The sequence below is a fragment of the Neobacillus niacini genome (assembly GCF_031456445.1).
In the GTDB taxonomy this organism is placed as follows: Bacteria; Bacillota; Bacilli; order Bacillales; family Cytobacillaceae; genus Neobacillus; species Neobacillus niacini_I.
In genome coordinates this window covers 1-26,366 of the sequence record NZ_JAVDUQ010000028.1, presented here as the reverse complement: position 1 = coordinate 26,366, position 26,366 = coordinate 1, and the positions used below count along the sequence as shown (strand labels likewise).

The following is a 26,366-nucleotide window of genomic DNA, read 5'->3' as shown; positions in this document are numbered from 1 at the left end:
CGACGCAAAAATAAATAACTCCGTTTCCTGCGCGAAATTGCAAAGGCATTCCTATTATTTAATGAATACGTCCGAAATTCAAAGGTCGTGCGTCATACGTAGTAGAAGTGCGCGAATTCAGAATGTCACGCGACATATAAAGTAGGAGCGTTATTTCTGAATGGAGATAGACGCATTTGGGACGAAATGAAACGGAGGAGATTGCGATAGGGAAACGTAAGACACACGAGGAGTTTGTTGCTGAAGTAAAGGAAAAAGTCGGAAATGAGTATGTAGTCATAGGCGAGTACGTAAGTGCTAAAACACCTATAGAGTTTGAACATCGTTGTGGATATAGAATTTCAAGAACTCCAGACAAATTTCTAAGTAAAAAGAGGTTTTGTCCTAGATGTGATGGAACTGCGGATGTTTGGGACGACAAAAAGTACAAAGATTTCGTATACCTAGAAGGGCGTGGCGATTACGAAGTATTAAGTACCTATACAGGTATGAATAACCCAATAAAACTTAAGCATTCTAGTTGTGGACACATTTACGAAAATTCTGCGAGAGTATTTAGGGAAGGGGGTCGCTGCCCTAAATGCAGATATAAAAGTTCCGTACCTCCAAATAAACTTACGCATAAAGAATTTTTAAGTAGACTGACAAAAGAGCAGTTAGACTCCTTTGATGTACTTAGCGAGTATAAAGGTACTAGCGAACCAGTAACGATACGTTGTAAAAAGTGTAACCATATTGGTCATCCCTTACCAGCAAATTTGTTTAGAGGTAACGGAGCGTGTAATAACTGCGCGATTAAAAAATCAAAAACAACTAAAAGACAGATTTTTAAAGAACGGTTTTTATCTGAGGTAGCTAAGTATTCAGAGTACGAAGTATTATCTGATTATAAAGACAGTCATTCTAAAGTAATTTTTAAACATTTAGAATGCGGTCACGAATACGAGTCCGCTCCCAACTATTTCATGTCGGGGAATCGTTGCCCGAAATGCGCAAGTAGTAAAGGAGAAAAAAGGATTCAAACTTATTTAGAATCGCAAACTAATTTAATTTTCGAGAAAGAATTTACGTTTGACGATTTAGTGTACAAGAATAAACTTAGGTTTGATTTTGCAATACTTGATGGAAGTAATAACCCTAAATTGTTAATAGAATTCGACGGACTGCACCATTTCCAAAACATAGAATACTTCAAGTCGAATTTGGAAACAGTTAAAAAGCGAGATGAGTTAAAAAATAACTACTGTAAAGAACGAAACATCAAGCTTTTAAGAATACCTTATTACGAGTTTGATAATATCGAAAATATTTTGCGAAACGAGGTGTCATAATCTGACGCCTTTTTATTTTGCGGAAAGGAGGAAACTAAATGGCTTTCGACTTAACAGCCAGGTTAAGGCTTAACTCAGCGCAATTTACGCGGGGCATGCAAGACGCAAGACGTTCTATGGGTCTTATGCGTGGAGGCATTAGCGAAGTGGCTAAACATCTCGGGCTTCTTGCGGGGGCTGCCGGAGCGGTTGGCGTGGCATTTTCATCCGTAAACAAAGCGATGGATTTTGAATCGCAAATGAGCACGATTAAAGCGTTAACGGGCGCAACAAACGAACAAATGGCGCAAATGCAAAAATTAGCGCTAGATATGGGCGCTAAAACAAAGTATTCAGCGCTTGAGGCTGCAAAAGGTATCGAAGAATTACTTAAGGCCGGTATAACGCCTGCAACCGTTAAAGCTGGCGGATTAGAAGCGGCTCTCAATCTCGCAACAGCTGGCGGACTCGATCTCGCAGAAGCGGCCGAAATTATGTCGACGTCGCTTAACTCGTTTAGTAAAGACGGAATGAAGGCGAGCGATGCGGCGAATATTCTTGCCGGAACAGCTAACGCATCAGCTACGGACGTGCACGACTTAAAATATTCGTTATCAGCAGTAGCAGCGGTTGCATCAGGTGCTGGCTTATCGATGAAAGATACTTCGATAGCACTCGGAGTTTTAGCGAATAAGGGTCTTAAAGGTTCCGATGCTGGTACGTCGCTAAAGTCGATGTTACTACAACTGCAACCAACCACGAAAAAGACTGCAAAGTTATTCGAAGTTTTAGGGCTTGAGACGGAGAAGAACGGCAATGCCTTCTATGACGCCAAAGGTAACATTAAATCTATGGCGGACATTGCGCAAGTCCTTCACGACAAGTTTAAGAATCTAACGAGTGGAGAGCGGCAAGCAGCGTTTAAGGAAGCGTTTGGCACTGACGCAATTAGGGCGGCCAATATCCTTTACGAAGCTGGTGCAAAAGGCGTCAAGAAGTTTCAAACGGAAATGTCGAAAGTTACGGCACTCGATGTCGCAAAGCAAAAGATGAATAACGCGTCAGGAGCGGTTGAGCAATTTAAAGGCGCACTCGAAACGTTGCAAATATCAGTACTGCTCCCATTAATGCCGGTTATCAAGGATGCAGCGAACAAGTTTGCGGATTGGGTGGCGAAATTAAAGCCCGAGCAAATTAAATCGTGGGGCGACAAAATTAAAGAAGTTGGTCAAAAAGCGTTAGACCTCGCTACAACTATTCACGATAACTGGGGTCCCATCAAAGAAACTATAATCGGAATTACTGCTGCTGTCGTAACGTTTAAATTTGCAATGGCGGCGTTAATGATTGTTCAAACGATAAACAAGTTAATGGCGGCATATAGAGCTGGAACATTGCTCGCAACAATTGCACAATGGGATTTTAACGCAGCATTATTTGCAAATCCGATAGGACTTGTAATACTCGCACTCGCGGCTTTAGTCGGTATCATCGTTGTAGTAGTTAGGAATTGGGAAACGGTAAAGGCAAAAACGGTTGAATTTTGGAACACGATAAAAAATAACCCTATTGCGTGGTTAGTTGCCGGTCCACTTATGGCGCTAATCACGGCAGCCGTTAAACTATATCAAAACTGGGATACGGTTAAAATAAAATTCGGCCAAGTATGGGACAGCATCAAGAGCGGTGCAGCATCTGCCGTAAATACCGTTATAAGCGGCATAAACGCAATGATCCGAGTTATCAACAAGATTCCAGGCGTAAACGTTCCGATTGTTCCGAAAGTATATTGGGGCAATACAAAGGTCGATAACGGAGGCGAAGGAGTAGGAGGAACCGGCGCAGTAAGCGGTGCATACTTGCACGCTAGAAATAGCCGTGTCAGCGCAACAAAGGCGAGCAACAGCGGACCAGTATTCGGAAGGTTTGCCAGCGGTTTATCAAATGTCCCGTACAACGGATTTCTCGCGAGTCTCCATAAGGGCGAGCGCATTCTTACTCCGGAAGAGAATCAAGCGTACAATGGAAGAAAAGGTTCCTTCAATTTTTACGGTGATATCAACATTCACGGAGTTGGTGGCGACATTGAAAATGCAGCCGATAAATTGATGGAAATTATTGCGAATAAAGTCGAAGCAGCGGGAGGTGCTGGCGCATAATGGCGATTGAATATTGGTTGATATCCGGAAAAACGAAGCTTCGTCTTCCCGTCAATCCCGAATCCTATGCGTACAGCTCTCCGTTTGCCTACACCGAAACGGAAGTCGAAGGACTCGGCGAAGTTACAAACATCGGCTATCGTGGTCTGAAAGAGTTCTCGATTGCTACGTTCTGGCCCAAGGATTATAACGCGACTTATTGCAGTTATTCCGGATTTATTTCGCCGAGCTCCTTCGTTTCAACAATCGAAAAATGGCGTAGCAAACGTGAGCCTATTCGGTATGTTGTAACGGGAGTTAAGGGCGCAAATACCCTCGTAACAATCCGAGATTTCGAAGTGGAAGCGGAAAAGGCAGGAGCTCCCGGTGATATTTATTTTACGCTTACTTTAAAAGAATATCGGGAACCAACCGTTAAGGTTATTGATACGTCAAAGCCGAAGTTTACAAAACAGTCTAAATCGCGCCCACCAGCGCAAAAGCCAACGCAATTAAAGACATATACCGTTAAGTCAGGCGATTGTCTGTGGAAGATTGCTGCGGATAGTAAGGTATACGGAGACGGCAATAAATGGCGCAAGATTTATGACGCCAATAAAAAGACCATCGGCAAAAATCCGAATAGAATCTATCCGGGGCAGAAGTTGGTGATTCCGAAATGAGTGTTTCGGTTGCTTATTTCGTCGGAACGAAAATCACGTATTTAACGCCATTTGTCACTGGAATAACTTGGGCGGGCGACATTACGGAGGCCAGCCGGTCGTGCGAGTTTACGCTTAACAATACGAATAATGGCACCACTCAGGCGATTAAGGTCGAAGTGGGGCGGACTATCCGTTTAAAGGTCGATGATGACGAGGTATTTCGCGGAGTCATATTCGGCACTGAAATAAATAGCGACGGATCCTTGCGGATTACTGCACGCGACTATAACCATTACTTAACGAAAAATACGGATTCGCAAAAGTTCGTAAAGATGAAGGCGAGCGACATCGTTAAATCCCTCTGTAAGAAATACGGAATTGACTACGGCGACATTGACGATACTGGCTACGTTTTGCCGAAGTTAGTTTTGCGCGATAAAACTTTATACGACATGATCGTAATTGCCTTGACGGAAACTCGTAAGAAGACCGGCAAGGTTTTTTTATTGTCGAACGAAAAAGGAAAGCTCGTTCTTCGCGAGCGTAAGAAACAGGTTAAGCGTCTAATCATTTCGGATGGCTCGAACATACTTGGCGCAAGCATGACGACATCAATCGAGGACTTGCGTAACTCAGTCCGTTATACCGGCAAAAGTGGTCCGGATGCAAAGGGCGTTACGGTCAGCGATTCCGACTCGATTAAGAAGTACGGACTTATGCGCGAGAAACAGGACGATAGCGATAAGACAGACGCTCAATTGAAGCCGATTGCCTCGGAGCTATTAAAAGAGCTTAACAAAGTGGCGACTGAATCAAACGTTGATGTTATCGGTCATAAGGACGTTTTTGCGGGTGCTACCGTCCAAGTTACCGAAAAAATGACGGGACTTAGCGGAGGCTTTTACGTTATTACAGATTCGCATAACTTCGACTCAAGCGGAATGCACACGATGTCGCTTAAGGTTTCCAAAACGCTCGAACTTAACGAGATTAATTACGAAGCGCCGGAAGAGCCTGCGAAGAACTCAACGTCTTCTTCGTCATCGCGTTCTCCTGCAACAAACGACAAAGCGAATAAAGTGGTCGACCTTGCGCGGAGTTATAAAGGAAAACTTCGCTATGTATTCGGTAGCAAGAATATACCGGGCGGGACTGGCGACTGTTCCGGATTTACCTGGTATATATTCGAACATGCTGCCGGAATTAATCTCGGTCACGGCACATCCACGCAAGTTGCGAAAGGTTCAAAAGTATCGACAGGCGATGCACAGCCAGGCGATTTAATATTCTTCCAAGGAACCTATCGTGCTGGCGTTTCCCATGTCGGCATCGTAACGCGAAAAGGGTATTTCGTTAATCTTCAAAATGACGGATGTAAGGAAGAAACGTATACAAGCGGTTATTGGGCGAATCATTTTATGCAGATAAGGCGGGTGTTATAGGTGGATAAACGGATAAATATCGAAGGGTCGGCGGCTTCTCGCATGGTCCAACTAATGCGAAAGCACGGCCATAATCGCGATGTAACTATCGAACTAGCAACGGTCGTTATGCCACTGCCCGACTTATCGGTAAAGCTCAGCTCGGACGGTTTGGTGCTCGAGCGTGAGGACTTAGTTATTGCGGGAATTGTCGCTACTTATTCGCTGATTGCTGGCGACCAAGTAATCGTTATAGGCGATGATGATACGCAATTTTATTACGTAATAGATAAGGCGGTGGAATGATGGCACTTACACCGGAAAATATAGACGAAACAGTTGACCCGGAAACAGTGGTCGATGAAGAGGTCGTACCGTCAAAAACTTGGGCGATTGATTTTGAAAATGGCGTAATCGGCGGATTCATTGATGACGATGAGGCAACGAAGCAATTCGCGCTAAAGTCGCTTATGACAGAGCGAAGCAAATACGCAATCTATTCGGACGACTACGGCACCGAATTAATGGACCTTATCGGAGAAGACGCAACTCAGGCGCTTTTAGAATCAGAGATTCCGAGAATGGTCGAAGAGACGCTTATTTATGATGATCGGATTGACAGCGTATCAGACGTTATCTTAACGCGAGACGGCGATAAATTATATATTTCATTCCAGCTCGTAACGGTAACGGGCGAAGAAATTACAACGGAGGAGGTGGCGATTAATGGCGTATGAGGATAAAACGCCGGACGTGATACATGCGTCAATGCTCGAAAACGTAGACCCAGAGATTGACCAACGCGAAGGCTCGGTCACGCACGATTTAACGATGCCCGCCGCCATTGAGATTGCAAACGCCTATATCGAGTTGGATGCGGTTCTTACGCTAGGATTCGCGGACACAACCGAAGATAACTATCTCGATATGCGGGCGGGCGAGCATGGCGTAACAAGACGGCAGGCAGTCGTGGCAACTGGAAGCGTTACTTTAACCGGTCCTGACAATACGGTGGTGCCGTCGGGCACTCGATTACAAACGAGCGGAACATCTCCGATATTTTTCGTAACTACTGCGGATGTAACCATAGTAGGAGGCACGGCAACGGTCGGAGCTGAAGCGGAGGAAGCGGGCGCAGCCGGCAACGTAGCAATTGGCGAAATCAATGCGCTTGCACCTGGCGACTTATACGGAATTGTATCGGTGACAAACGCGGCAAACTTTGACGGTGGAGTTGATACGGAAGACGACGAATCGCTTCTCGCTAGATTAAAAGATCGCGTGCAAAATCCGGTCACTAGCGGTAACGCAGCACATTATCGCCAATGGGCGCTAGAAGTGGCGGGCGTGGGCGATGCGAAAGTGTATCCGATTTGGAATGGCGGTGGCACCGTTAAGGTCGTTTTGCTTGATGCCGATAAAACAGCGCCGGCCCAGTCGGTTGTGGATGCGGTAAGTTCGCACATTGAAGAAAATCGCCCAATTGGTGCAACGGTTACGGTGGTCGGCGCGACTGAGGTTCCGATTAATATAAGCGTCACATTAACGCTCGACAGCGGTAAAACAGTCGATGATGCAAAAGCGGAAATCACTTCGCTATTAACTGATTACCTTAAAACGCTCGCATTCGTCGATTCAATCGTGCGCTATTCGAAGATTGCTTCGCTAGTGCTAGACGCGGAATCAGTTATCGATTATTCGAGTCTAACCGTTAACGGGGGCACGGCAAATATAACGATTGCAGACGCTAGCGTAGCGGTTGCCGGGACGGTGACCGCATAATGGTGGATTTAAATGGTTATTTGCCTCGCTATTACGAAGAAATTCGAGAGGCTCAGGCGATTGTGGGCGCAGATGAATCGGCAATCAACCAACTTAACGCCGACATTGACGATGTGCTTGCGCAGTTCTTCGTAGACACGGCGACTTGGGGACTCGCCAATTGGGAGCGGATTTGCGGGATTTCCACCGATGAAACCAAACCGATTGACCAACGGCGGTCCGTCGTTAAATCAAAGATGCGCGGAATTGGCACGGTAACGGTCGGCTTGATTGAAAGCGTGGCGGAGTCCTATGCGAATGGTGATGTCGCAGTTATCGAGGATAATGCGAATTATACCGTTACGGTTAAATTTGTCAGCACGCTCGGTGTGCCTCCGAATATGACCGATATTCAAAACGCATTGCGTGAAATTATTCCGGCTCACTTGGCGATTAGCTACGTATTTACTTACGTCACTTACGACCAATTAAAAACGCAGTTTGCGAGTTATGATGCGATGGTGGCGAGTGGTAAAACTTATGACGATATATTAAACGGGAGGTAACGCAAAATGGCTACAACGAATTTAGGCTTGCCATTGATTGCCGGCAATACTAGCGCTGATGTGGTGCGTGATATGAACGCATTGGCGAACGGTGTTGATGGAAAAGTTGGAGTAGCGAGCGGGATAGCGACGTTAGGGGCAGATGGAATTTTGGTCCCAGCACAAAGACCTCCAATCCCTACGGTCAATGATGCAAGCACGACACAAAAGGGTATTGTGCAATTAACGGACTCGATTTCAAGCACAAGTATAACGACGGCGGCAACGCCTAATAGCGTAAAAACCGTTTACGATACTGCGGTGTTGAAATATACGAAACCTGGTGCTGGAATACCTAAAACAGACTTAGATGCGAATGTTCAAGCATCATTAAACAAGGTTAACGATTTAGAAATACTATATTGGATGGGGGCAATTTAGTTGGCTAATACACCAAAACAATTATACGCCAATACACCGAGCACGACAAGCAACACGGTTTACACTGTTCCTGCGTCAACTACAACGATTGTGAAAGATATTACAATGGTAAATACTACTGCAACTGCTGCAACAATTACCATTTCTATTAATGGCAAGAACATTATTAGTGGATACACAATAAATCCGAACGATACTGTATCGCTCCCATGCAGCGTAGTTATTCCAGCATCTCAGGCAATTACTGCCTTACAAGGGACTGTGAACGCTGTTAACTTATTTATTAGTGGCGTAGAGGTAGTGTGATGGGAATGAATCGATTAGTGAATAACAGACTTGGCTTTGATTCGAAAATAAGAGCTTCCTTAGGCGGTGCGATTCGTGGCAAGGGTGGAACGGTGAATGATACGGATTCTTGGGATACGATGGTTAGTGCGGTTGGGACATTAGCTAATGTTGGAAATAAAAGTTGGGCAAACGGTAATATGAATTCAGATAGTAGCATGGGTTATAATTTCTCAGGATTAGCATTTGCACCATCTATGATTATTATTTACCAATCTAATTCAGAATTTTATATAACCTTCTCATCGAAGAAATCAGGGGTTGACCCTAATGGTACGGATAACGTGACAGGAGCGTGCTTATACAATAGCACTTATGGTGCAAATAGATTTTCATTAACTTCTAATGGGTGGACAGGAACAGTCCTAAGAGCAACTGTTAACTATAAGTGGTTAGCGATAGCATAAGGAGGGGATTAAATGCAAATCGGAAGAAGAATTTATCATGAAATATCAACAGGCAACGTTATTTTAGACACAGGAGAACGTCAAGGCTCAGTCGTAGCCACAACCATCGACCAAGACATCGCAAGCTTTACGGTATTATCCGAACGCAACCGAGACACCTTCGATGTGATTGAATTGCCATTCGGAGCCTATTCGCAGGATTTTGCGGAGTGTAACGGGTATCGGGTGAATGTGGATACTAAGGCGATTGAGTTTTCGTATCCTGATCCGAGTCAGCCGGATGCTCCACAGGTGTTTCAGAAGGCTTTGACGGAGCAGGTTGCGGAGTTGAAGGCGCAAACTCAACAAATGAACGATGATTTATTAGCGTTATCTGATTTCGTAACTAACGGAGGGGTATAGAAATGGTTTATTCGTTTAAAGTTGGTCCTTACGCAAGGAAAATTTACCTTTACGGCACTGAGCGCTTCACAGCACGCGACGGTTATGCGGGTATTCCCGAAGAATATTGGCAACCCGTTAAGCAATATGCGGCGAATAACTTTACACGCGAGCAAATTGACGACGCATTGGCGAAAGGTTATATCAACCAGCAAGAGTATGACGATACCGTGGCGCTAATTACCACTGTCGTAGTATTGCCGTAATAATAGGCGGGCGCCGTGTCCGCCATTTTCTTTGCGTAAATCATGGACCGGAAAGGAGGGCGTAAGATGACGGAACCGACAAATCGCGATTGGATGGAGATTCGCGAATGGCTAGTCCGGATTGATACGAAGATGGATATGATGAACGAAATCAAAGTAAAAGCGGAAGAAGCGAAGGAAATTGCGAAAGAAGCAAAAGCAAAGTCGGATGAAAACTCGACTAAAATTGACGGAATTAAAAAAACCGCCATGTGGGCGATTGGTTTGACGATAACCGCGTTAATATCGTTGGCCGCAATTATTGTAAGTGTAGCTTTTTAAAAACCAGTCGGCCCCGTGACTTACGCCTGAAAATCGAAGTACACGGTTCCGACCTTAATTAAATTATACGCTAGAAAGGGAGCTATTAGCAATGACGAATTGGCAAACGGACTATTTGCAAATTAACGAATTTTCACGGCCCGGCATTAAATTACTCGGAGTAAAAGGAATCGTAATGCACTGGACGGCTGACCCATGCGCAACAGACGAAAGAGAAGTTCAATTTTTTGATGGTTCAGACGGAGGCGGCGGGCGCTATGCATCGGCACACATCTTCGTTGATCGCGACAGTGCAACGCTTGACATTCCGTTAAACGAAGTCGCCTACCATGCGAATGAAAAGCCGTGCAAGGTCGCTAAGCTTGCGGCAACTGCTTCGTATTATAAAAATGGGGGCGCCAACTTAACGACTATCGGCGTTGAAATGTGCGTAGAGAAGGGCGGAGCAATTCACGCGGATACAATCGCTCGGACTGTCGATGTTGTTGCGGACTTATGCCGACAATTTAAACTCGACCCGAAAACGGACATTTACCGGCATTTCGATATCACCGGAAAACTATGTCCGGCGCCTTGGGTTAGTGATGCGTCTAAATTTGCGGATTTTAAGAAGCGCGTGGATGCGGTCGTTAATGCGCCAAAGCCTGCGGTAAAAGAATCGGTAAAAGCGAAGCCTGAACGCCAATTGCTCGAAGTGCTAGTCGATTCCTTGCATACGTATGGCTCGCCGAACTGGAACGATAAAAGCGGCCCAATCGTTAACAAAGGCGATGTGTTTACGATTCTGCGCTCGCTAACGGTTGGCGGCGCGAAAATGTATCAGCTTAAAAGCGGACTATATATCACGGGAAGTACGAAATACGTAAAAGTGCGGAAAGGGTGACGGAAAATGGATAAAGGAACTATCGTAAGGGCTATCGTGTTGGTGCTCGGTTTTGTGAATACGTATTTGGCATCGAAAGGCTACGAAAAGATTCCGCATGTGGATGACGTGACTGTTTCGCTAGTAGTGACCGGAGCGGCTGCGGTATGGGGATTCGTGAAGCATAACTTCTTTGGTAAGAAAGGCGCGGAGCAGAAGGCGAAATTACAAGGATAGGGCGGTCCATAACGGGCTGCCTTTTTATTTTAAGGAGGAATAACGAATGGCATTGAAAATTTCGAAGAATAGCGGACTTACTGACGTAGTATCAACGGGAGACAATTCGAATCCGATTAGCACGCAGCATCCGATTACCGGTTCAACCGTCGAGCAAAAGTTGTACTTGTTTAATAACGATGCGACGAAATATTATCAGAACGTGAATATTGATCCGACTGATGCCGTCAGCACAGACGAATCCACTTGGGTATTCCTTGCGCCAGATAACGCAGGAGTAGCCGGAACATACGGCGCAGCAGGAGCGGCACTCACAATGGCAAATATTGGAGCGGCAGGAAGCGGAGATACCACAGGAAAGCCGTTTTGGATGAAGGTTGTTTCGCCGTCAGGTCAATCCGTACAAAATAAAACCGATATTAAATTAACGGTTAACTACCGTGAGTTTGCGGTTTAAGGAGTGATTCTTAATGAATTACTATACTTTACCTAAAATCGGAACGGGTGCATATGATGATCCGATTAGGCCTGATGTTCCAGACGGCACTCCTTTTGTTGGGAATGTCGGAAGCGATGGTGAGTATTTAATTGCTACACCCGTAGAATTGCCGACAAAAGCAGGTCGAGTAAAGCAATTGCCGTACCAAGCCTTAATGAACGCCTGTAATGCAAAAGGCGTACCGTTCGATGATGTGTATGGTAATTGGTGGGTAGGTGGTAGTTAATGGCGGTTATTGTTTCAGATTCATTTAATAGGGCTGACAGTACAACAGGCTTAGGAACGACAGATTCCTATAATGGTGGTACTGCGAAAACATGGCAATATAGAAGCGGTTCTGTATTTGGAATATTAGGGAATGTTGCATATCCTTATTCGGGAACAAATCCTGTTATTGCCTATGTGGACTGCGGTCAATCAGATGTTACTATCAATGTGACTGCAATACAATCTAACACGTCTGATTACTTCATGGCAGTCATGAGGTATGATCCAACCACAAACACAGGGTTAATTGTAAACGGGAATCCTATTAAGATTCAATCGTTTTCGGGTTCAACCTTTACAAATATAGCTACTACATCTATATACAACGCGGCTAATGATGTATTTAAAATTGTATTGAGCGGTACATCTATAAGCGTATACCGAAATGGAACATTGATTGTTTCAGGTACGTCAACTATTAATCAGACGAAAACAAACCACGGATTAAGTTCGTGGAGAGGCTCAACAACTGCTGCTTACGGTAGATGGGATAATTTTTATATTGAAGATTCGGGGACTCCAACCGGAACAGACGGCTCCACAGCGTTCGACTTACGCCAATCCCTCTATTTAGACGGAGCAGTGAGTACGGACTTAAGACAATCGCTTTATTCGGATTCGTTTACGTCATTCGATACATTCGAGCAGTTATACGTTGACTCAACCGTTCAAACGGACATAAAACAGGCGATTTACAACGATTCTGCGACGGGCTATGACACGCGTCAATCGTTCTACTCGGATGCCTCATCGCTATTCGATACGCTTCAGGAATTCTTCTCAGGCGGCATTGATGGCTCCACTCCGTTTGATATTCGTATGGTGTTATATGCGGACAATGCTGCGGTGTTTGATAGCAAGCAAGCGGTTTATTCGGACATCACGGTCAGCGCCGACCTAGCGCAACAATTCTATCAAGTGGGCGTAAATAGTACGGACTTAAAACTCGTAATCTATGCGGACGCGTCTTCGAAGTTTGATGCGAACCAAACGATTTACTCGGATGTTTCCGTCAAGGCTGACACGGCTCAGCGCTTTTACTCGGACGGCGCGCTCGACTTCGATATGCTCCAAGCGATTCTCGAAGATTGGAACGAATATCACGAAGTCATTCAAATCGTGCTAAATATTACGCAAAACAAGTCGGCAACGCTCGGAATCACTCAACGGATGCAAAGCAAATTGAAAATGTAACGAAGAGGAGGCGGTGATATGGCCGGAATAAAAGTCGGCGACAATGGAACAGTCTACGAATTCTTAGTGCGAGATGCTGGCGCCATCGTTCCGTTAAATGGGGCGACGGTAACTATCGTAATTAAGCCTAGTGGACGCGATAAATTCGAAAAGGTGGCAAACGTTACTGACGCAACCAATGGCGTATGTCAAATCACGTTAACGCGCGAAGACTTGGCGACTAGTGGCGGATATGCTTTGCAAGGTATCGTAAAGAAAGATAACGGCGATGAGTTCGCAAGCGATGTCGAAAAGTTTTCGGTGGGCGGACGAATATAAGCGAAATTTTTAACGACGGGTCACGCATAACCGGCCCGTCCTTTACATATACCGTATTATAAGGTAAAATTTACTATAAAAAGTACGGAGGAGATTACGGTGGGATTTTTTAAAGATGCGTTTAAGCAACGAATTGAGCTCGATATTTTATCCGGTGGCAACGATTTAAACTTGACGGGCAAGCAGATACCTGGCGGCATTCGTAAAGCCGTCATGATTGCGGAAGATCAGCGAGGAATCGTCACGATTAACATTCCGTTCTTATCGAAAGACCAATGGAAACTCGACGGTATCGAATGGGAAGAAGGCGCAACACGTAGCGCAGGCAAGGCGGCAGGCGGCGCCATCGTCGGAACAGTAGTCGCCGGACCCCTCGGAACTATTGCCGGCGCAGCCATTGGCGGGCGCAAGCGAGACAATTCGAAGGCTTTCGTTTACCTTATCAATCCGGAAACTGGCGAAGAAGTTACGCTCCATATTCGCTGCAACGAAAAATCATATCGCGAAATATCAGCCCTGGCGTAATTGCCGGGGCTTTTTCTTCGTTTATAAGTCGAAATAGTCACGGTCCACATCGTATCCCATCGATTTCAGCGCACGTTCAATTTTCATCCACGTAGATATGCGCGGCCTGTGATTCTTATCGTTACAAAGGCGCGTCAATGTCATCTCGCTAACCTTCGCTTTCTCTGCGACATCCTTCTGCTCGATTCCTTTCCGATCCATCCATTTACCGAATTTGCTTCGTGGTTTTCCTAGTCCGAACAAGCTACGTCACCTCATGCGTTTTTACCTCCATCTTGTCCGAAAATAACTTTTTTTATACAAACGCAACATTTGTGGTATCACGGACGGCCAGTCGCCCATACAGTATATTAACCAGTAAGGAACTGGTCGTTAACTAGTTAGGAGGCGCATAGCATGGCGAAGAAAATCGTTAATAAGTCCGTTAGTTTTAACGTAATCGACCCGTTTCAGCGACAAATGAAGGAGCATGTCGAGCAGTATCCGAATTTCTCGGCGTATATCAAACGACTTATCCAACGCGACATGGAGGGCGGAAGCGCCGTCAGAACAATAAAAAAAGCGCCAGCTCAGGCGGTTACTAACCTAAGCATGACGCAATTAAGTGGGTTAAGATTGTAAGCACGGAACGGGGCTAAGAAGCCGACGTTCTTTAACGTCAGCATATTCCGGCCTCAGCGTAATATTGCAAGTACAATCGGTTACTAACCGAAATAAAGTTTGACGGAGGCTGACCAATATGAAAACGACTAGGACGCAGTCCATGTCCATTGGCGAATTTTTGCGAGGAGGTCGGGTTCGGTGTGAACCAAAGCCGTTCAGCGCAAAAGTTAAGCGCCATTTTAAGAAGTACGGCTTTGTTTATAAAGTCGCGGGGACTACGGCTATTATTTTAGTGGCCGGCGGAGGTTTCGATTATGCTTTCGCAAGTACCGGAATTGAAGTCGGAGCGCAACAGTTATATTCGAAATTGTTATCGCTTGGCAAATGGATCATTATTTTTAAAGGCGGATTTGACATTATTAAGCGCATGACAGACGGAGATTTTGACGGAGCGAAAAAAGGATTCCTTTCATATTTAATCGTCTATATTTTCTTACTCGGATTGCCTTGGGCGATGGATCAAGTCGACGCTTTATTTAACGGCATTACTACGCCAACGTCAGGACCTGCGGAGGGAATGTGATGAAATTCCGACTAACAGGTAAATTCGGAGAGCTCTCGCCAGTCCGCGACTTCCAACCACACTCAGGCATTGATTTCGCCATGCCCGAAGGCACAACGCTACGCTCGATTGCAAACGGAGTAGTCGACCGGGTATATGACGGCTCGGGCGCAATAGGCAAGGGCTTGAGCGTTCAAATGCCGGACGGCACGCGGACCATATACGGCCATATGAGCGAGGTTAAGGCGCACGTAGGCGAAAGGATTAACGCGGGGGAAATCATCGGTATGAGCGGAAATACGGGCAACTCGACCGGTCCTCATCTGCACTTCGGAATGAAGGACGCAAACGGTGCGGTAGTTGACCCGACGCCTTATGCCGATAAACTGGCGAATATTAGCGGCGACAATCCGATGCTAGGTCCGATTGGTCATCTCATTCAGTGGAGCGCAGAATCAACTCGTGACAAGGCGTCAGAAATGATGATCGAAATATTGCTCGGAATCTGCGACGCGGTAAAGGACCTATTGCTTGCGGGCACGCTTATCGGCTCGGGCGTCATGATTATCTTAAAAGTCGCGGGCTGGAAAGATGGTGGACGTTGGACCGGCGTGCTACTAGTCGCGAATATCTTAATCAAATTTTTATTCGGGGTGCATTAAATGAAACGCGTTAAATTATCCAACTATATCAACGTTGTCAAACCGTCATACGTTTTCCTTCGCCTAACTCCTAACAATTCAATCCGCAATCAATCCACTCATAAAATCGCCAAATCTATCGCATCCATTTATCGCAATATCACGCAGAACATCCGCAAGGAAAACGCAAAAGTTGTCAGGGCGCTAGGGCGCGAGTTCTTGTTCGGAACGCGCTATTCCGTCGAGCTCGCCTCCAAAGTCGCCTACTACGTTTATATCGAAAAGAAAAAAGTCGAGTTTTATTTCGTCATACCGCGCAGTTACTTAACGCTCATCAAGGAAAAAATCAGCGACTCGTGGAGTAATATCACGGTGAAGGTTGTCGCTGACCTGCCTAGTTTTTCCGAGTCGGCTACGAAATATTCGCTCGCCTATACGAAGGAGAATGCGCTCAGCCTTGCAACGGATCGGCGCAATGACGACCTCTTGCGCTCCAAATTAAACGTGGTCGACGTCATGGAAGAAGGCGACAAGGTTGGCGTATTTTATAACTTTATGCCGACGTCACAATTTAGTTGGCGGGCGAGCTACGAAGCCACTATTCGCAAGGTCAAGCGCAACCTTCCGACCGACCGAAATAAGATGGGCGCAAGTTATGCGTTTAAGACGATTATAGGCGTAATTTCAGCGCTATTTGACGACATAGGAGGCGCTTTAAGTGGATCGGAAGGTAAGCGGAAGGGGTACGAATACAACGGCTTAGAATCGCTTGTAGAACGCTTAAATGGCGGCAATAAAATCAGCGATGCCACGCGTAAAAAGGCGACAGCCTCCATCAATAATACGCAAATTGTCGTGATGAGCGAAAGCAAGGACCGGCTGAGGCAGCGGAATAATGCCAGGAGCTTGACGCAAAGTTTCGAGACAATTACGGAGGATAATCGGTTGGCGCCCAAACCGTTAAAGAAACCGTTTAAATTTACGGATTATTCGGTGGCGGGCGCGGAGGTAAATAAGATGGGCGACGAAGAGGCGCAGAACTTTATTGCGATTGCCGGGCGAGACATTCTCGAACGCTATAACTTTATCGAAAAGGTGGAAACGCAAGAGACGGAGGTACCGGAGGATTTGCGGAGTGGAACGATGTGCATCGGTGAGAGTACGTATAGAGGCGCTAAGCAAAAGGCGTATTTATCAACGGACAAAGAATATAAGCAATTAACGCTGGTTCTAATCGGACCAACTCGGGCGGGCAAATCGACTCTTATCGGCAATTTGAGTCGCGACGCCATCAAGGTGGGCGAATGCGTGGTCATGTTCGACTATATTAAAAACTGCGAACTAAGCGAGGAAGTGGCGGCATTGTTTCCGTCTGACCAAGTGCTTAATATCGAATGCCACGACTTCAACACGTTGCAAGGGCTCGGCTATAACGAGATCCCCGCCAGCGAAGATACATTTACGCGGTATGTAAACGCCAAAAAGCAGACGACACAACTTACGACATTGGTCAACTCGATCAACTCGGATGATACTGCGCTAACTTCGCGGATGAACCGATATTTAACAAGCGCGGCGCTAGTTGTATTTCTAAGCGGCGGACCTATCCGAGATGTTTTTGGAGTCCTCCAGCAACACATGTTACGGATGAATTACTTGCGGAAGGTGCCCGCCGATCAGTACGAGAATATGACGGAATACATGGACTATATGCAAGAGTTAAACGAGTATGATAAGGACGGAAATTTACGCGGTACAAAGTTACACCTAGTCGAAGGAATTATCAGCCGATTAAATAAACTGAAGGATAATCCGTATATTGAAATGATGCTAAAGAAGGATACGTCGCAAAACGTTAACTTGGTCGAGGAATTACAACGCAATCAACTTATCTGCATAAAAATGCCCGAAACGATGTTCTCCACGGACAATGAACGCGATATTTACACTACGTACTGGATGACGAAGATTTATCTAGCGCTCCAGGTTCGCAGCGAATTGATTCCTGACCGCAATAAGCAACGGAAAGTAAACCTCATAATTGACGAACTTTACCAAGTTGAGAATACGGAGCAATTATTACGGCAGCGATTATCGCGCATGGCAAAATTCGGAATGAAGCCGATCATCAGCTGCCACTACTTAAATCAAATTAAACATATCCGCGAGGAATTGCGCTCAGCTAACGCCAGTTACATGTTGATAAGCGGATGCGACAAGGAAAATTATAAGGAACTTAAAAGCGAGCTTCAGCCGTTTGTTGAAGAGGATTTATTGCGTCTGCCTCGATATCATTCGATGAATTTAATAAAATGCAAAGACGGATATGGGCGCTTTATTACGAAGTTGCCGGCGCCTGTCAATGCGCAAAAGGAGGAAGCGAAATGTTAACGATTTACCACTGTTATTTTTGCGGATTGGATTTCGGGCTGTCAGCGGAGATTCAGCCGAATTGTCCGTGTTGCCGGAATGAGGATGACGTTTTGATGATTGCGGAGGTTGTATATGAAAATGAATCGTTTGAATAGCGTTGACTTGCGTGTGTATTGCGTTTATACTAAAGTTAATTAAAGAAGAGGTGATTAATTTGGAAAATACTGAAGCAAGACTGCACAAAACTCGAGAAAAATTATATGAGATTATAGAAGAAATAGATCGATTAACGGAATTAGGAGGGGCAAACGACGTTGAATTAACGGATATAAAGATTAAACTATATGAAGTGATGGAAGAAACATTAGACGCCAAATAGTGGCGTCTTTTTTTGCGTGTATAGGGTTAGCATTTAAATCAGTATAATCGCCACTCGACTTTAATGTCAGCTTATAAGAATATCAAGGATGAGAATTTCCGCTATTATATCCTTAAGCAAAAAGCCGATGTATTCCATGCCATGAAGAGCTTCTTCCAGCAGGAAGAATCAAAATTATATGCATAACTAAAACGACAGGTGTCAGGCACCTGTCGTTTTTCGTTAGTCAATCGATAATATCCCGCTTTTTCCTTGCTCTGTCTGTCCGTGCTTTTTCACATTTAATTTGGTTAAGTTGGTGAAAATGACAGGAGTCACAGTGGATGGAACGGATTTCTTGATGAAGTCTAGATCAAACTTCAGGATTGCTTGTCCTTTTTTCACCTGGTCGCCCTCATTCAGGAGTACAGTAAAGCCTTCTCCTTTTAAATTTACCGTGTCTAATCCGATATGAATGAGAATTTCATAGCCTTGTTTTGAACGAATGCCGATAGCATGCTTTGTAGGGAAAACATTTAAGATCTCCCCATCAACCGGTGAAACAACAGAACCGTTTGCAGGAATAATTCCGAAACCGTCCCCCATCATTTTTTGCGAGAAAACTTGATCCGGTACTTCGGAAAGTGGAATTATATCTCCTTGAATCGGCATGACAAAATCATCATCCGATAATGGAAGCTGGATATTACCGTTTGTTAAATCAGCTGTCGCAGCAGAAGAATCAATATTCACTTGATTCATGTCAATTCTCTTCATGGCATCCGCAACAAACTCTACCTCTGTACCGACTACCACTTGCAGGTTATTTTTATTTAGCTTCATAATTCCTTTTGCACCATGAGCCTTTAAAGAGGAATCCTTTACTTTATCCATATCCTTCACATTCAAACGAAGGCGGGTAGTGCAATTATCAATTGTCGTGATATTTTCGCGTCCGCCAATATCTTTGATAAAGTGATAAGCCATTGTCTCATATTTGTTCCCATCGATGTTGCTTGGCGCTGCAGCTTGATTTACTTCGGCTTCATCATCATCCTCACGGCCAGGCGTTTTAAGATTAAACGCTTTAATTAATCCATAAAAAATTATGAAATAGATGACTGCGTACAATAAACCAACTAGTAATAACAATAAAGGCTTGTGCGCGATATTAAAGTTTAATGCATAATCGATTGCGCCTGCTGAAAAAGTAAAACCGTCTTTTATACCCAAATAGGAGGTAATCACAAACGAAAGGCCAGTTAAAACCGCGTGCACACCATATAATAATGGAGCAATAAACATAAATGAAAATTCGATTGGCTCTGTAATACCCGTTAGAAATGAGGTAAGTGCTACTCCAATCAACATACCTGAAACAGCTTTTCTTTTTTCAGGTTTTGCGGCAGCAATAATTGCAAGGGCTGCTGCAGGAAGTCCAAACATCATAATTGGGAAGAAACCTGTCATATAGCCTCCGGCGGTAGGGTCACCGGCAAAGAAACGGGCAATATCGCCTGTTTTTCCCTGGAATTCTCCAAATTGGAACCAGAATAAGCTATTTAATACGTGATGAAGTCCTAATGGAATCAGTAAACGATTTAAAAATCCAAAAAGACCGGAACCAATAGCACCTAAACCAATAATCCAATTCCCTAGACCATTAATAGCATCTTGAATGGGAGGCCAAACGAACCCGGCGATGCCTGCCAAAATAACCATCGCAACGGAGGTTATGATTGGAACAAATCTTCTGCCACTGAAGAAGCCTAACCATTCCGGAAGCTTTATATCACGGAAACGATTGTATAAGAGTCCGGCAATAATCCCGGTTAAAATCCCACCGAGAACACCCATATTAATATTTTTATCAATGGCTTTTGTTCCTTCTGTTAATACTAAATAACCAATAGCTCCTGCCAATGCGGCTGCTCCATTGTTGTCTTTGGCAAAACCCATCGCGACCCCAATTGCAAAAATCAAGGCTAAGTTTGCAAAAATTGCATTTCCGGCATTTGCAATAAAAGGGATGTTCAATAGATCAGGTTGTCCAAATCGGAGTAATAATCCAGCAGCTGGAAGCACTGCAATAGGAAGCATTAATGCTTTTCCGATTCTTTGTAAAAATCCTAGCATATCTGACTCTCTCCTTTGTTTTAGGAAGTTATTTGTGAAAGCGCTTTTTCAAATGCATTGTTATCATACCACCCAATAATTATAGATGTCTATACCAATCTATGAATTTTATTAAAATTTTAATCGATAATTTTTAAGGATATACCATAATAATAAGGTTATATTCAATTTTTGTATGGTAAATTCAAATTAAAGTGTGTTTAATTGGTATAGACAACTATAAGTATATGGTGCTAATATGAAAGTAACTTGAAAGGGGTAATGAAGATGCCTGCAAAAGTTAATCATATTTTACTAAAGGGTATTCAAATTTATTCAGAAGGCAAAATCATTGAAAATGGTTATATAAAAATAAAAGATCAAAAAATAGTTGAACTGGGATTAACGGATCAGCTTAAAAATGAAGAAGAATATGAAACGATAGAACTTTTTTCTCAATATAAAGCCATTCCCGGTTTTATTGATGTTCATATACATGGAGTCAATGGCGCTGACGTGATGGATGCTACACCAGAAGCACTGGAAAATATGGTCACTGCTCTTCCTAAAGAAGGTACCACCAGCTTTTTGGCTACTACAATGACACAAGAAAAAACTGAAATAGAAAATGCGTTAATCAATGCGGGGAATTTTATTGGAACACAATCAGCCCAAGGCAGTGCTGAAATTCTAGGGATTCATCTTGAAGGTCCCTTTGTCAATAAAAAAAGGGCGGGTGCGCAGCCGATTGAGCATATTATTGATCCGAGTCTTTCTTTATTTAAGAAGTGGCAGGACCTTTCAAAGGGGAATATTAAGCTTGTAACATTAGCACCTGAACGGCCCGGTGGTTTAGAGCTAATTCGTTATCTTAAGGAAAATGGGGTTATTGCTTCGATTGGTCATACCGATGCTGCATATGAGGAAGTAATGACCGCTATTGATGCAGGTGCCAATCATATCACCCATCTTTTTAATCAAATGCGCGGCCTGCACCATCGCGAACCGGGGGTGGCGGGTGCTGCCCTTTTACGCAATGAACTAATAGCCGAAATGATTGTCGATGGAGTCCATGTCCGCCCTGAAATGATTGAGCTGGCATACAGACTAAAACGAAAAGAGGGTTTAATTTTAATTACAGACTCGATGCGTGCAAAATGTTTGAAAAATGGTCAATATGATCTTGGCGGCCAGCAGGTAAATGTAAGGGATGGCAAAGCTTTTCTTGATAATGGTACATTAGCCGGAAGTATCTTAAGACTTGGGGAAGCTGTGAAAAATATTCTTACATTTACAGGATGTTCACTAGAGGACGCGATCGAAATGACTTCTGTTAACTCAGCTAAACAACTGAATATTTATGATCGAAAGGGAAGTATTGCTGAAGGTAAAGATGCTGATATCGTCATACTGGATGATCAGCTAGAAGTTTATATGACAATTTGCCGGGGGAAAGTTGCCTTTAAGAAGGAGGAAAAAAAATGAAAATGATCGAAGTAAAAGATTATCAGCAAATGAGCGAAAGAGCGGCTGAATATATAATTAAAAAGGTTCTTGATAATCCTTCTATTACCCTTGGACTAGCTACAGGCGGTACACCAACTGGGACCTATCAAAACCTTATTAAAGATCATCAAAAGAAGGGAACCTCTTATCAGCACGTTACAACCTTCAATCTTGATGAATATATCGGCCTTGCTGGAACGGATAAAAACAGCTATCGATTTTATATGGATGATCATTTGTTTAACCATATTGATATTAAAAAAGCGAAAACGTTTGTTCCAAAAGGTGATGGCAAAAATATCAAAGAGGAATGTAATCGTTATGAAGATTTACTAACGAAACATGGCGGCATTGACCTGCAAGTTCTTGGAATTGGAAGTAACGGGCATATTGGTTTTAATGAACCGGGAACTTCTTTTCAATCAAAGACACATATTGTGAAACTGGCTTCTTCAACCATTGAAGCGAACGCAAGATATTTTAATCGTCCAGAAGAAGTACCGACACAAGCCATTACAATGGGGATTTCAACCATCATGAAAAGTAAAGAAATTCTCCTATTAGTTTCAGGAGAAAACAAAAGGGATGCCCTGTACCGACTTTTACACACGGAATTAAATGAAAATTTCCCTGCCTCTGTTCTGAAAAATCACCCATGTGTTACAATTATTGCAGACGAAGCAGCTATTTTAGATTTGAAAATTCCAGTGATGAAAGAATAGATATTTTCTTTCTATTGCAATGGCTAGTTTACTGAAGAAAGGACGCAGTTGAGAGGAGCATGATTGATAAACATTCCCCCATTCCAATTTATTATCAATTAGAAGAACATATAAAGGAATTAATTGAAACAGGCGAATTGAAACCGGGAGATGCGCTGCCTCCTGAAAGAGAATACGCTGAAAAGTATCAAATCAGCAGAATGACAGTTAGACAAGCCTTTACTCAGCTAGTAAACGAAGGATATTTATTTCGTTTACAAGGGAAAGGAACGTTTGTCGCGGATCGGAAAATTGAACAGGCTTTGCAGGGACTGACAAGCTTTACAGAGGATATGAAGTCAAGGGGCTTAAACCCGGGAAGTCAGCTACTGTCTTTTGAAGTGATTCCTGCAACCGCCCAAATTGCTAATCAATTAGCCATAAAAGAATATGGTCCTGTTTATGAAATTAAACGGATCCGCTTAGCGGATGATTTGCCTATGGCGATAGAAATCAATTATATTTCGGCTAATCTAATTAAGGGGATAACAGAGGAGATTGTGAATCGATCTCTATACGAGTATATTGAAGGACGGTTAAATCTGCGAATCGATTATGCCACGCAGACGATTGAGTCATCCGTTGCCAATCGTCTTGAGGCCCCTTATTTGAAAATTAGTGCCGGTGCACCAGTCATGCTGATTCATAGAAATACCTTCTTACATGATGGCACTCCAGTCGAATTTGTCAAATCAACCTATCGTGCAGACCGTTATAAATTTATGATTAGGATGAAAAGATAAAATAAAAAATGGACAGACGGCTATGATCTGTCCATTTTTATTGATTTTCGGCTTTCATAAAAGTTCTGTTTGGTCTTATAGAAGGAAATTTAAAATGAAACGCAGTTCCGGCATCTACTTCACTTTCCACCCGAATCCATCCGCCCATGGCCCGAACAATACTATACACGACCATCATCCCAAGTCCTGTACCCTTTGAACCTTTTGTAGAATAAAAGGGTTCGCCAAGTCTTTCAAGCTGTTCTTTTGTCATCCCCATACCTGTATCCTTAACCGTAACAGACACATATTCGTGGTCGTATTCCGTTTTTAATGAAAGGTATCCTCCGTTTGGCATAGACTCTATTGCATTTTTGAGAACATTAATAAAGCACTGACGAAATTTCTGTTGGTCGCCGTGAATAAAACCAATTACAGAAAACTCTGTATTAATCTCGACAGAATTTTGATTGGCTAAAGGCTGAAGAATCTTAATGATTTGTTTGAGTTCACTTTTAACATTCAGTTCCTCATACGTCTCTAAGGCAGGCTTTGCAAAAGTCAAGTAATCTTGAATGACCCGTTCAGCTGAAAGTAATTCATCTTTTACGAGTGCAAGGTATTCTCTTCTTTTATGTCTTGGCAGATAATCATCCTGCAATAGCTGAACAAACCCACAGGCTGCTGTCAGCGGATTGCGAATTTCATGAGAAATTGCCGCCCCCATTTGTTCGACCGCCTTTAATTTCTCTGATTTAATCAACTGCAGACGCATTTGGTTATTTTTTTTCACATATTCAATCGCATACGAAACAATCCCAATTCCAAGCGGTGGAATGACTAAAAAGGCAAACAACAAATCAAACCAATTTGCATAGGGATGGAATAGTTCCATTCCACCAATTGTAAGGATACCTAGGATTATTCCTATTAGGACAGCAATAAGGATTCGCCGAAAGGAACTCTGTTTCCAATACAATGGAGTCAGTACCCAAAATACAAGGGCAAGTGGACCGTAAAGTATGGAAGTTTCTAATAAGCCTATATCCCATCCGAAAAAACTTCTAATAATGAGTAAAGCTAAAACGAGGATTGGACCAAACCCAAGATACAAACCGCCGATCACTATAGGGATCGTTCTTAAATCAAAGCGGGAAAACGGCACGGGATTATAGGAAAATTGAACACAAACCCATAATAAGCCGATAAATAAAAGGATCATTATCGGTTTAGAGGTAAGAAATTTTTTATATTTTTCAAAGCAAATCAAGTAAAAAAACAGTAGAATTATTAAAATGGAAAGGTTAAGGAAGAGATGTTTAGTTATTTCCATTCATTTCACCGTCCAAAAATAGCTGATAGGAAAATTTTACAGGTTATTTCTCCAAGATACAACAAATTCATACGAAATTTTCTAAATTTTGCGATTTCACGTCAGAATAAAAAAGAAGACTGGTGTTTCCAGCCTTCCACGGTTTTATGAATGAACAGATGAAATTCTATTTCTTCCATTGGTTTTGGATAAGTATAGGGATTGATCGGCCAACTGAATAATTTCCTCTTGGTCTAAAAAAGATTCAGGATACATTGTGGCAACCCCAATACTTAGTGTAACGATATCCGATATTTTTGAACTAATATGGGGAATTTTAAGGGAAGAAATCGCTTTTTGAATTTTCGTTGCTAACTGAATTCCTTCATTCGTATTTGCAAAGGGTAAAATAACTGCAAACTCCTCTCCTCCATATCGGCAAAATGTGTAGGAAGGATGCATATGAATCTCATTCTTTATCTTATTAGCAATGGTTTGAAGACAGCGGTCTCCTTCCAGATGACCGTATGTATCATTGTATCTTTTAAAATAATCTATATCTAACATGAGCAAGGTTAGCGGGGAGTTTGTGGAAGATAAATTAGCCCACTCCTTTTCAAGTGTTTGATCAAAGTATCTTCGATTGGCAATTCCCGTCAGACCATCTATGTAGGAAAGCTGGTTTAATTGTTTATTGGCCTCTTTTAGATGTAGCTCAGCCTCATTTGATTTAGTAATAAATACTAATAAATGATAGGAAAAAAAACAGCCAATTAATGAAATAATGTAATGGTAGGTTAGGATATTCGTTAAAACAACCCGATCCTGAATATTGATAAACAGAAGGATGGAAATAATAAACAAGCCCATGAGATTCATAAGGAAGGCTTTAAAGGTAGAGTGATACTTGAATTTTGAAATTCCCCCGCAAACTAACCCAATTAAGATGACTCCCGCTGATGCCAGTATAGAAGTATCATTAAATCCAAAGAATAAAATTCTTCCAATGCCGATAAGGATGGAAGCGACTATCGCGGGGATAAAACCACCAAAGGCCCCGGCAGTTACAATGGCCAAATGACGTAAGTCAGCAATCGTTGTTAGGTTAATATGGATACTGTACAGCATTAGAATATTCCCGAGAATTCCAAAACTTAGTCCCCAGTAAAATTTTACCGATAGGGGAGAGGAAATGCGCAAGGGTTTATCTTTAAATAATTGCCCCATGATGGAAAAGGAAGCAATTAATAGTGCTGCATTCAAAACAAAATCTTTTAACATTTTATGATTCTCCTGTAGTAAAACTTTCAATAATAAATCATTGAGTATAAATTTACATCCTGTCAATTATACTATGGATTTGCTAAATATAAAATTTTTGTTGAAAAATGTAAAAAACAAAAGCTTCCCGAAAGTAAAATGTACCCTATAGAGTAGACACTTAAAAAAAGTCCTCTATAGGGTACTTTTTTGTATAATTAAGAAAAATGGGATTGGGGAAAGCAAGAGT

The 26,366-nt window shown here is 43.1% G+C and carries 34 protein-coding genes and 1 pseudogene; 31 read left to right on the top strand and 4 right to left on the bottom strand.

Annotated features, from left to right (window positions below):
* The first annotated feature begins 176 nt into the window (after positions 1 to 176).
* The 21 genes from J2Y67_RS19740 to J2Y67_RS19640 all read left to right on the top strand — a co-directional run bounded on the left by J2Y67_RS19740 (position 177) and on the right by J2Y67_RS19640 (position 13,903).
* Complete coding sequence (locus J2Y67_RS19740) at positions 177 to 1,331, top strand: hypothetical protein (protein ID WP_310176753.1); 1,155 nt, start codon at positions 177 to 179, stop codon at positions 1,329 to 1,331.
* A 146-nt stretch (positions 1,332 to 1,477) separates the two neighbouring features.
* Positions 1,478 to 3,469: a phage tail tape measure protein gene (locus tag J2Y67_RS19735; RefSeq protein ID WP_310176751.1), complete on the top strand. Its 1,992-nt coding sequence runs from the start codon at positions 1,478 to 1,480 to the stop codon at positions 3,467 to 3,469.
* The gene (locus J2Y67_RS19730) at positions 3,469 to 4,131 is read left to right on the top strand and encodes a LysM peptidoglycan-binding domain-containing protein (protein ID WP_310176749.1); all 663 of its coding nucleotides are present in this window, start codon (positions 3,469 to 3,471) and stop codon (positions 4,129 to 4,131) included. The genes J2Y67_RS19735 and J2Y67_RS19730 overlap by 1 nt, the downstream gene beginning before the upstream one ends.
* Positions 4,128 to 5,555 (top strand): XkdQ/YqbQ family protein, encoded by a 1,428-nt coding sequence (locus tag J2Y67_RS19725; protein ID WP_463675867.1) that lies wholly within the window; start codon positions 4,128 to 4,130, stop codon positions 5,553 to 5,555. Before J2Y67_RS19730 ends, J2Y67_RS19725 begins: the two co-directional genes overlap by 4 nt.
* Positions 5,556 to 5,840 (top strand): hypothetical protein, encoded by a 285-nt coding sequence (locus J2Y67_RS19720; protein WP_310176745.1) that lies wholly within the window; start codon positions 5,556 to 5,558, stop codon positions 5,838 to 5,840.
* Positions 5,840 to 6,271, top strand: coding sequence for a DUF2634 domain-containing protein (locus J2Y67_RS19715; protein ID WP_310176742.1), 432 nt, complete (start codon positions 5,840 to 5,842; stop codon positions 6,269 to 6,271). The genes J2Y67_RS19720 and J2Y67_RS19715 overlap by 1 nt, the downstream gene beginning before the upstream one ends.
* Complete coding sequence (locus tag J2Y67_RS19710; RefSeq protein ID WP_310176740.1) at positions 6,261 to 7,316, top strand: baseplate J/gp47 family protein; 1,056 nt, start codon at positions 6,261 to 6,263, stop codon at positions 7,314 to 7,316. The genes J2Y67_RS19715 and J2Y67_RS19710 overlap by 11 nt, the downstream gene beginning before the upstream one ends.
* The gene (locus J2Y67_RS19705) at positions 7,316 to 7,861 is read left to right on the top strand and encodes a YmfQ family protein (RefSeq protein ID WP_310176738.1); all 546 of its coding nucleotides are present in this window, start codon (positions 7,316 to 7,318) and stop codon (positions 7,859 to 7,861) included. Before J2Y67_RS19710 ends, J2Y67_RS19705 begins: the two co-directional genes overlap by 1 nt.
* A gap of 6 nt (positions 7,862 to 7,867) precedes the next feature.
* The gene (locus J2Y67_RS19700; RefSeq protein WP_310176736.1) at positions 7,868 to 8,281 is read left to right on the top strand and encodes a phage tail protein; all 414 of its coding nucleotides are present in this window, start codon (positions 7,868 to 7,870) and stop codon (positions 8,279 to 8,281) included.
* Entirely contained in the window at positions 8,282 to 8,587 is a 306-nt protein-coding gene (locus J2Y67_RS19695) for a hypothetical protein (protein ID WP_310176733.1), read from the top strand.
* Between the two features lie 5 nt (positions 8,588 to 8,592).
* On the top strand, positions 8,593 to 9,033 hold the full coding sequence (locus tag J2Y67_RS19690) for a hypothetical protein (RefSeq protein WP_310176732.1): 441 nt from the start codon (positions 8,593 to 8,595) through the stop codon (positions 9,031 to 9,033).
* A 12-nt stretch (positions 9,034 to 9,045) separates the two neighbouring features.
* Positions 9,046 to 9,435: a hypothetical protein gene (locus tag J2Y67_RS19685; protein WP_310176730.1), complete on the top strand. Its 390-nt coding sequence runs from the start codon at positions 9,046 to 9,048 to the stop codon at positions 9,433 to 9,435.
* A 2-nt stretch (positions 9,436 to 9,437) separates the two neighbouring features.
* A complete protein-coding gene (locus J2Y67_RS19680; RefSeq protein WP_310176729.1) occupies positions 9,438 to 9,680 on the top strand; it encodes a hypothetical protein in 243 nt (80 codons plus the stop codon).
* A gap of 66 nt (positions 9,681 to 9,746) precedes the next feature.
* Positions 9,747 to 10,001, top strand: a complete 255-nt coding sequence (locus J2Y67_RS19675) for a hemolysin XhlA family protein (RefSeq protein ID WP_310176727.1) — start codon at positions 9,747 to 9,749, stop codon at positions 9,999 to 10,001.
* A 91-nt stretch (positions 10,002 to 10,092) separates the two neighbouring features.
* Complete coding sequence (locus J2Y67_RS19670) at positions 10,093 to 10,884, top strand: N-acetylmuramoyl-L-alanine amidase (protein ID WP_310176726.1); 792 nt, start codon at positions 10,093 to 10,095, stop codon at positions 10,882 to 10,884.
* Positions 10,885 to 10,890: 6 nt separating this feature from the next.
* On the top strand, positions 10,891 to 11,100 hold the full coding sequence (locus J2Y67_RS19665; RefSeq protein ID WP_310176725.1) for a phage holin: 210 nt from the start codon (positions 10,891 to 10,893) through the stop codon (positions 11,098 to 11,100).
* 46 nt (positions 11,101 to 11,146) lie between these two features.
* Positions 11,147 to 11,557, top strand: coding sequence for a hypothetical protein (locus tag J2Y67_RS19660; protein ID WP_310176724.1), 411 nt, complete (start codon positions 11,147 to 11,149; stop codon positions 11,555 to 11,557).
* Positions 11,558 to 11,570: 13 nt separating this feature from the next.
* A complete protein-coding gene (locus J2Y67_RS19655) occupies positions 11,571 to 11,825 on the top strand; it encodes a hypothetical protein (RefSeq protein WP_310176720.1) in 255 nt (84 codons plus the stop codon).
* On the top strand, positions 11,825 to 13,060 hold the full coding sequence (locus J2Y67_RS19650; protein WP_310176719.1) for a hypothetical protein: 1,236 nt from the start codon (positions 11,825 to 11,827) through the stop codon (positions 13,058 to 13,060). Before J2Y67_RS19655 ends, J2Y67_RS19650 begins: the two co-directional genes overlap by 1 nt.
* 18 nt (positions 13,061 to 13,078) lie before the next feature.
* Positions 13,079 to 13,378, top strand: coding sequence for a BppU family phage baseplate upper protein (locus J2Y67_RS19645; protein WP_310176716.1), 300 nt, complete (start codon positions 13,079 to 13,081; stop codon positions 13,376 to 13,378).
* Positions 13,379 to 13,477: 99 nt separating this feature from the next.
* Positions 13,478 to 13,903: a hypothetical protein gene (locus tag J2Y67_RS19640; RefSeq protein WP_310176715.1), complete on the top strand. Its 426-nt coding sequence runs from the start codon at positions 13,478 to 13,480 to the stop codon at positions 13,901 to 13,903.
* Between the two features lie 21 nt (positions 13,904 to 13,924).
* Here J2Y67_RS19640 and J2Y67_RS19635 read toward each other — a convergent pair whose 3' ends face one another.
* Positions 13,925 to 14,104 carry a helix-turn-helix domain-containing protein gene (locus tag J2Y67_RS19635; RefSeq protein WP_310176915.1) on the bottom strand — a complete coding sequence of 60 codons (180 nt, stop codon included), beginning with the start codon at positions 14,102 to 14,104 and terminating at the stop codon, positions 13,925 to 13,927.
* Between the two features lie 195 nt (positions 14,105 to 14,299).
* Between J2Y67_RS19635 and J2Y67_RS19630 the strand changes: the two genes are divergently transcribed.
* The 7 genes and pseudogenes from J2Y67_RS19630 to J2Y67_RS19600 all read left to right on the top strand — a co-directional run.
* Positions 14,300 to 14,524 (top strand): hypothetical protein, encoded by a 225-nt coding sequence (locus J2Y67_RS19630; RefSeq protein WP_310176713.1) that lies wholly within the window; start codon positions 14,300 to 14,302, stop codon positions 14,522 to 14,524.
* Between the two features lie 118 nt (positions 14,525 to 14,642).
* Positions 14,643 to 15,089: a hypothetical protein gene (locus J2Y67_RS19625; RefSeq protein ID WP_310176711.1), complete on the top strand. Its 447-nt coding sequence runs from the start codon at positions 14,643 to 14,645 to the stop codon at positions 15,087 to 15,089.
* Positions 15,089 to 15,730 carry a M23 family metallopeptidase gene (locus J2Y67_RS19620; RefSeq protein WP_310176709.1) on the top strand — a complete coding sequence of 214 codons (642 nt, stop codon included), beginning with the start codon at positions 15,089 to 15,091 and terminating at the stop codon, positions 15,728 to 15,730. The genes J2Y67_RS19625 and J2Y67_RS19620 overlap by 1 nt, the downstream gene beginning before the upstream one ends.
* Entirely contained in the window at positions 15,731 to 18,100 is a 2,370-nt protein-coding gene (locus J2Y67_RS19615) for a type IV secretory system conjugative DNA transfer family protein (protein ID WP_310176708.1), read from the top strand. It begins immediately after the preceding gene.
* Positions 18,094 to 18,237, top strand: coding sequence for a hypothetical protein (locus J2Y67_RS19610; RefSeq protein ID WP_310176706.1), 144 nt, complete (start codon positions 18,094 to 18,096; stop codon positions 18,235 to 18,237). The genes J2Y67_RS19615 and J2Y67_RS19610 overlap by 7 nt, the downstream gene beginning before the upstream one ends.
* 59 nt (positions 18,238 to 18,296) lie before the next feature.
* Positions 18,297 to 18,461 carry a hypothetical protein gene (locus J2Y67_RS19605; protein WP_310176704.1) on the top strand — a complete coding sequence of 55 codons (165 nt, stop codon included), beginning with the start codon at positions 18,297 to 18,299 and terminating at the stop codon, positions 18,459 to 18,461.
* 33 nt (positions 18,462 to 18,494) lie between these two features.
* Positions 18,495 to 18,647, top strand: a pseudogene (locus tag J2Y67_RS19600) (sporulation protein YhbH); the annotation flags it as partial.
* Between the two features lie 36 nt (positions 18,648 to 18,683).
* Here the strand turns inward: J2Y67_RS19600 and nagE are convergent.
* Positions 18,684 to 20,576 carry an N-acetylglucosamine-specific PTS transporter subunit IIBC gene (gene nagE / locus J2Y67_RS19595; protein ID WP_310176702.1) on the bottom strand — a complete coding sequence of 631 codons (1,893 nt, stop codon included), beginning with the start codon at positions 20,574 to 20,576 and terminating at the stop codon, positions 18,684 to 18,686.
* 267 nt (positions 20,577 to 20,843) lie between these two features.
* Between nagE and nagA the strand changes: the two genes are divergently transcribed.
* From nagA to J2Y67_RS19580, 3 genes are read left to right on the top strand one after another with little or no spacing between them, the layout of a single operon-like run.
* Positions 20,844 to 22,040, top strand: a complete 1,197-nt coding sequence (gene nagA, locus J2Y67_RS19590) for an N-acetylglucosamine-6-phosphate deacetylase (protein WP_310176701.1) — start codon at positions 20,844 to 20,846, stop codon at positions 22,038 to 22,040.
* On the top strand, positions 22,037 to 22,783 hold the full coding sequence (gene nagB / locus J2Y67_RS19585) for a glucosamine-6-phosphate deaminase (RefSeq protein ID WP_310176699.1): 747 nt from the start codon (positions 22,037 to 22,039) through the stop codon (positions 22,781 to 22,783). The genes nagA and nagB overlap by 4 nt, the downstream gene beginning before the upstream one ends.
* A 59-nt stretch (positions 22,784 to 22,842) precedes the next feature.
* Positions 22,843 to 23,565, top strand: a complete 723-nt coding sequence (locus J2Y67_RS19580; RefSeq protein WP_310176697.1) for a GntR family transcriptional regulator — start codon at positions 22,843 to 22,845, stop codon at positions 23,563 to 23,565.
* A 37-nt stretch (positions 23,566 to 23,602) separates the two neighbouring features.
* Here J2Y67_RS19580 and J2Y67_RS19575 read toward each other — a convergent pair whose 3' ends face one another.
* Both J2Y67_RS19575 and J2Y67_RS19570 read right to left on the bottom strand, forming a co-directional pair.
* Positions 23,603 to 24,766, bottom strand: coding sequence for a HAMP domain-containing sensor histidine kinase (locus J2Y67_RS19575; RefSeq protein WP_310176695.1), 1,164 nt, complete (start codon positions 24,764 to 24,766; stop codon positions 23,603 to 23,605).
* A 255-nt stretch (positions 24,767 to 25,021) separates the two neighbouring features.
* Positions 25,022 to 26,137, bottom strand: coding sequence for a GGDEF domain-containing protein (locus J2Y67_RS19570; protein WP_310176693.1), 1,116 nt, complete (start codon positions 26,135 to 26,137; stop codon positions 25,022 to 25,024).
* Positions 26,138 to 26,366: the final 229 nt, after the last annotated feature.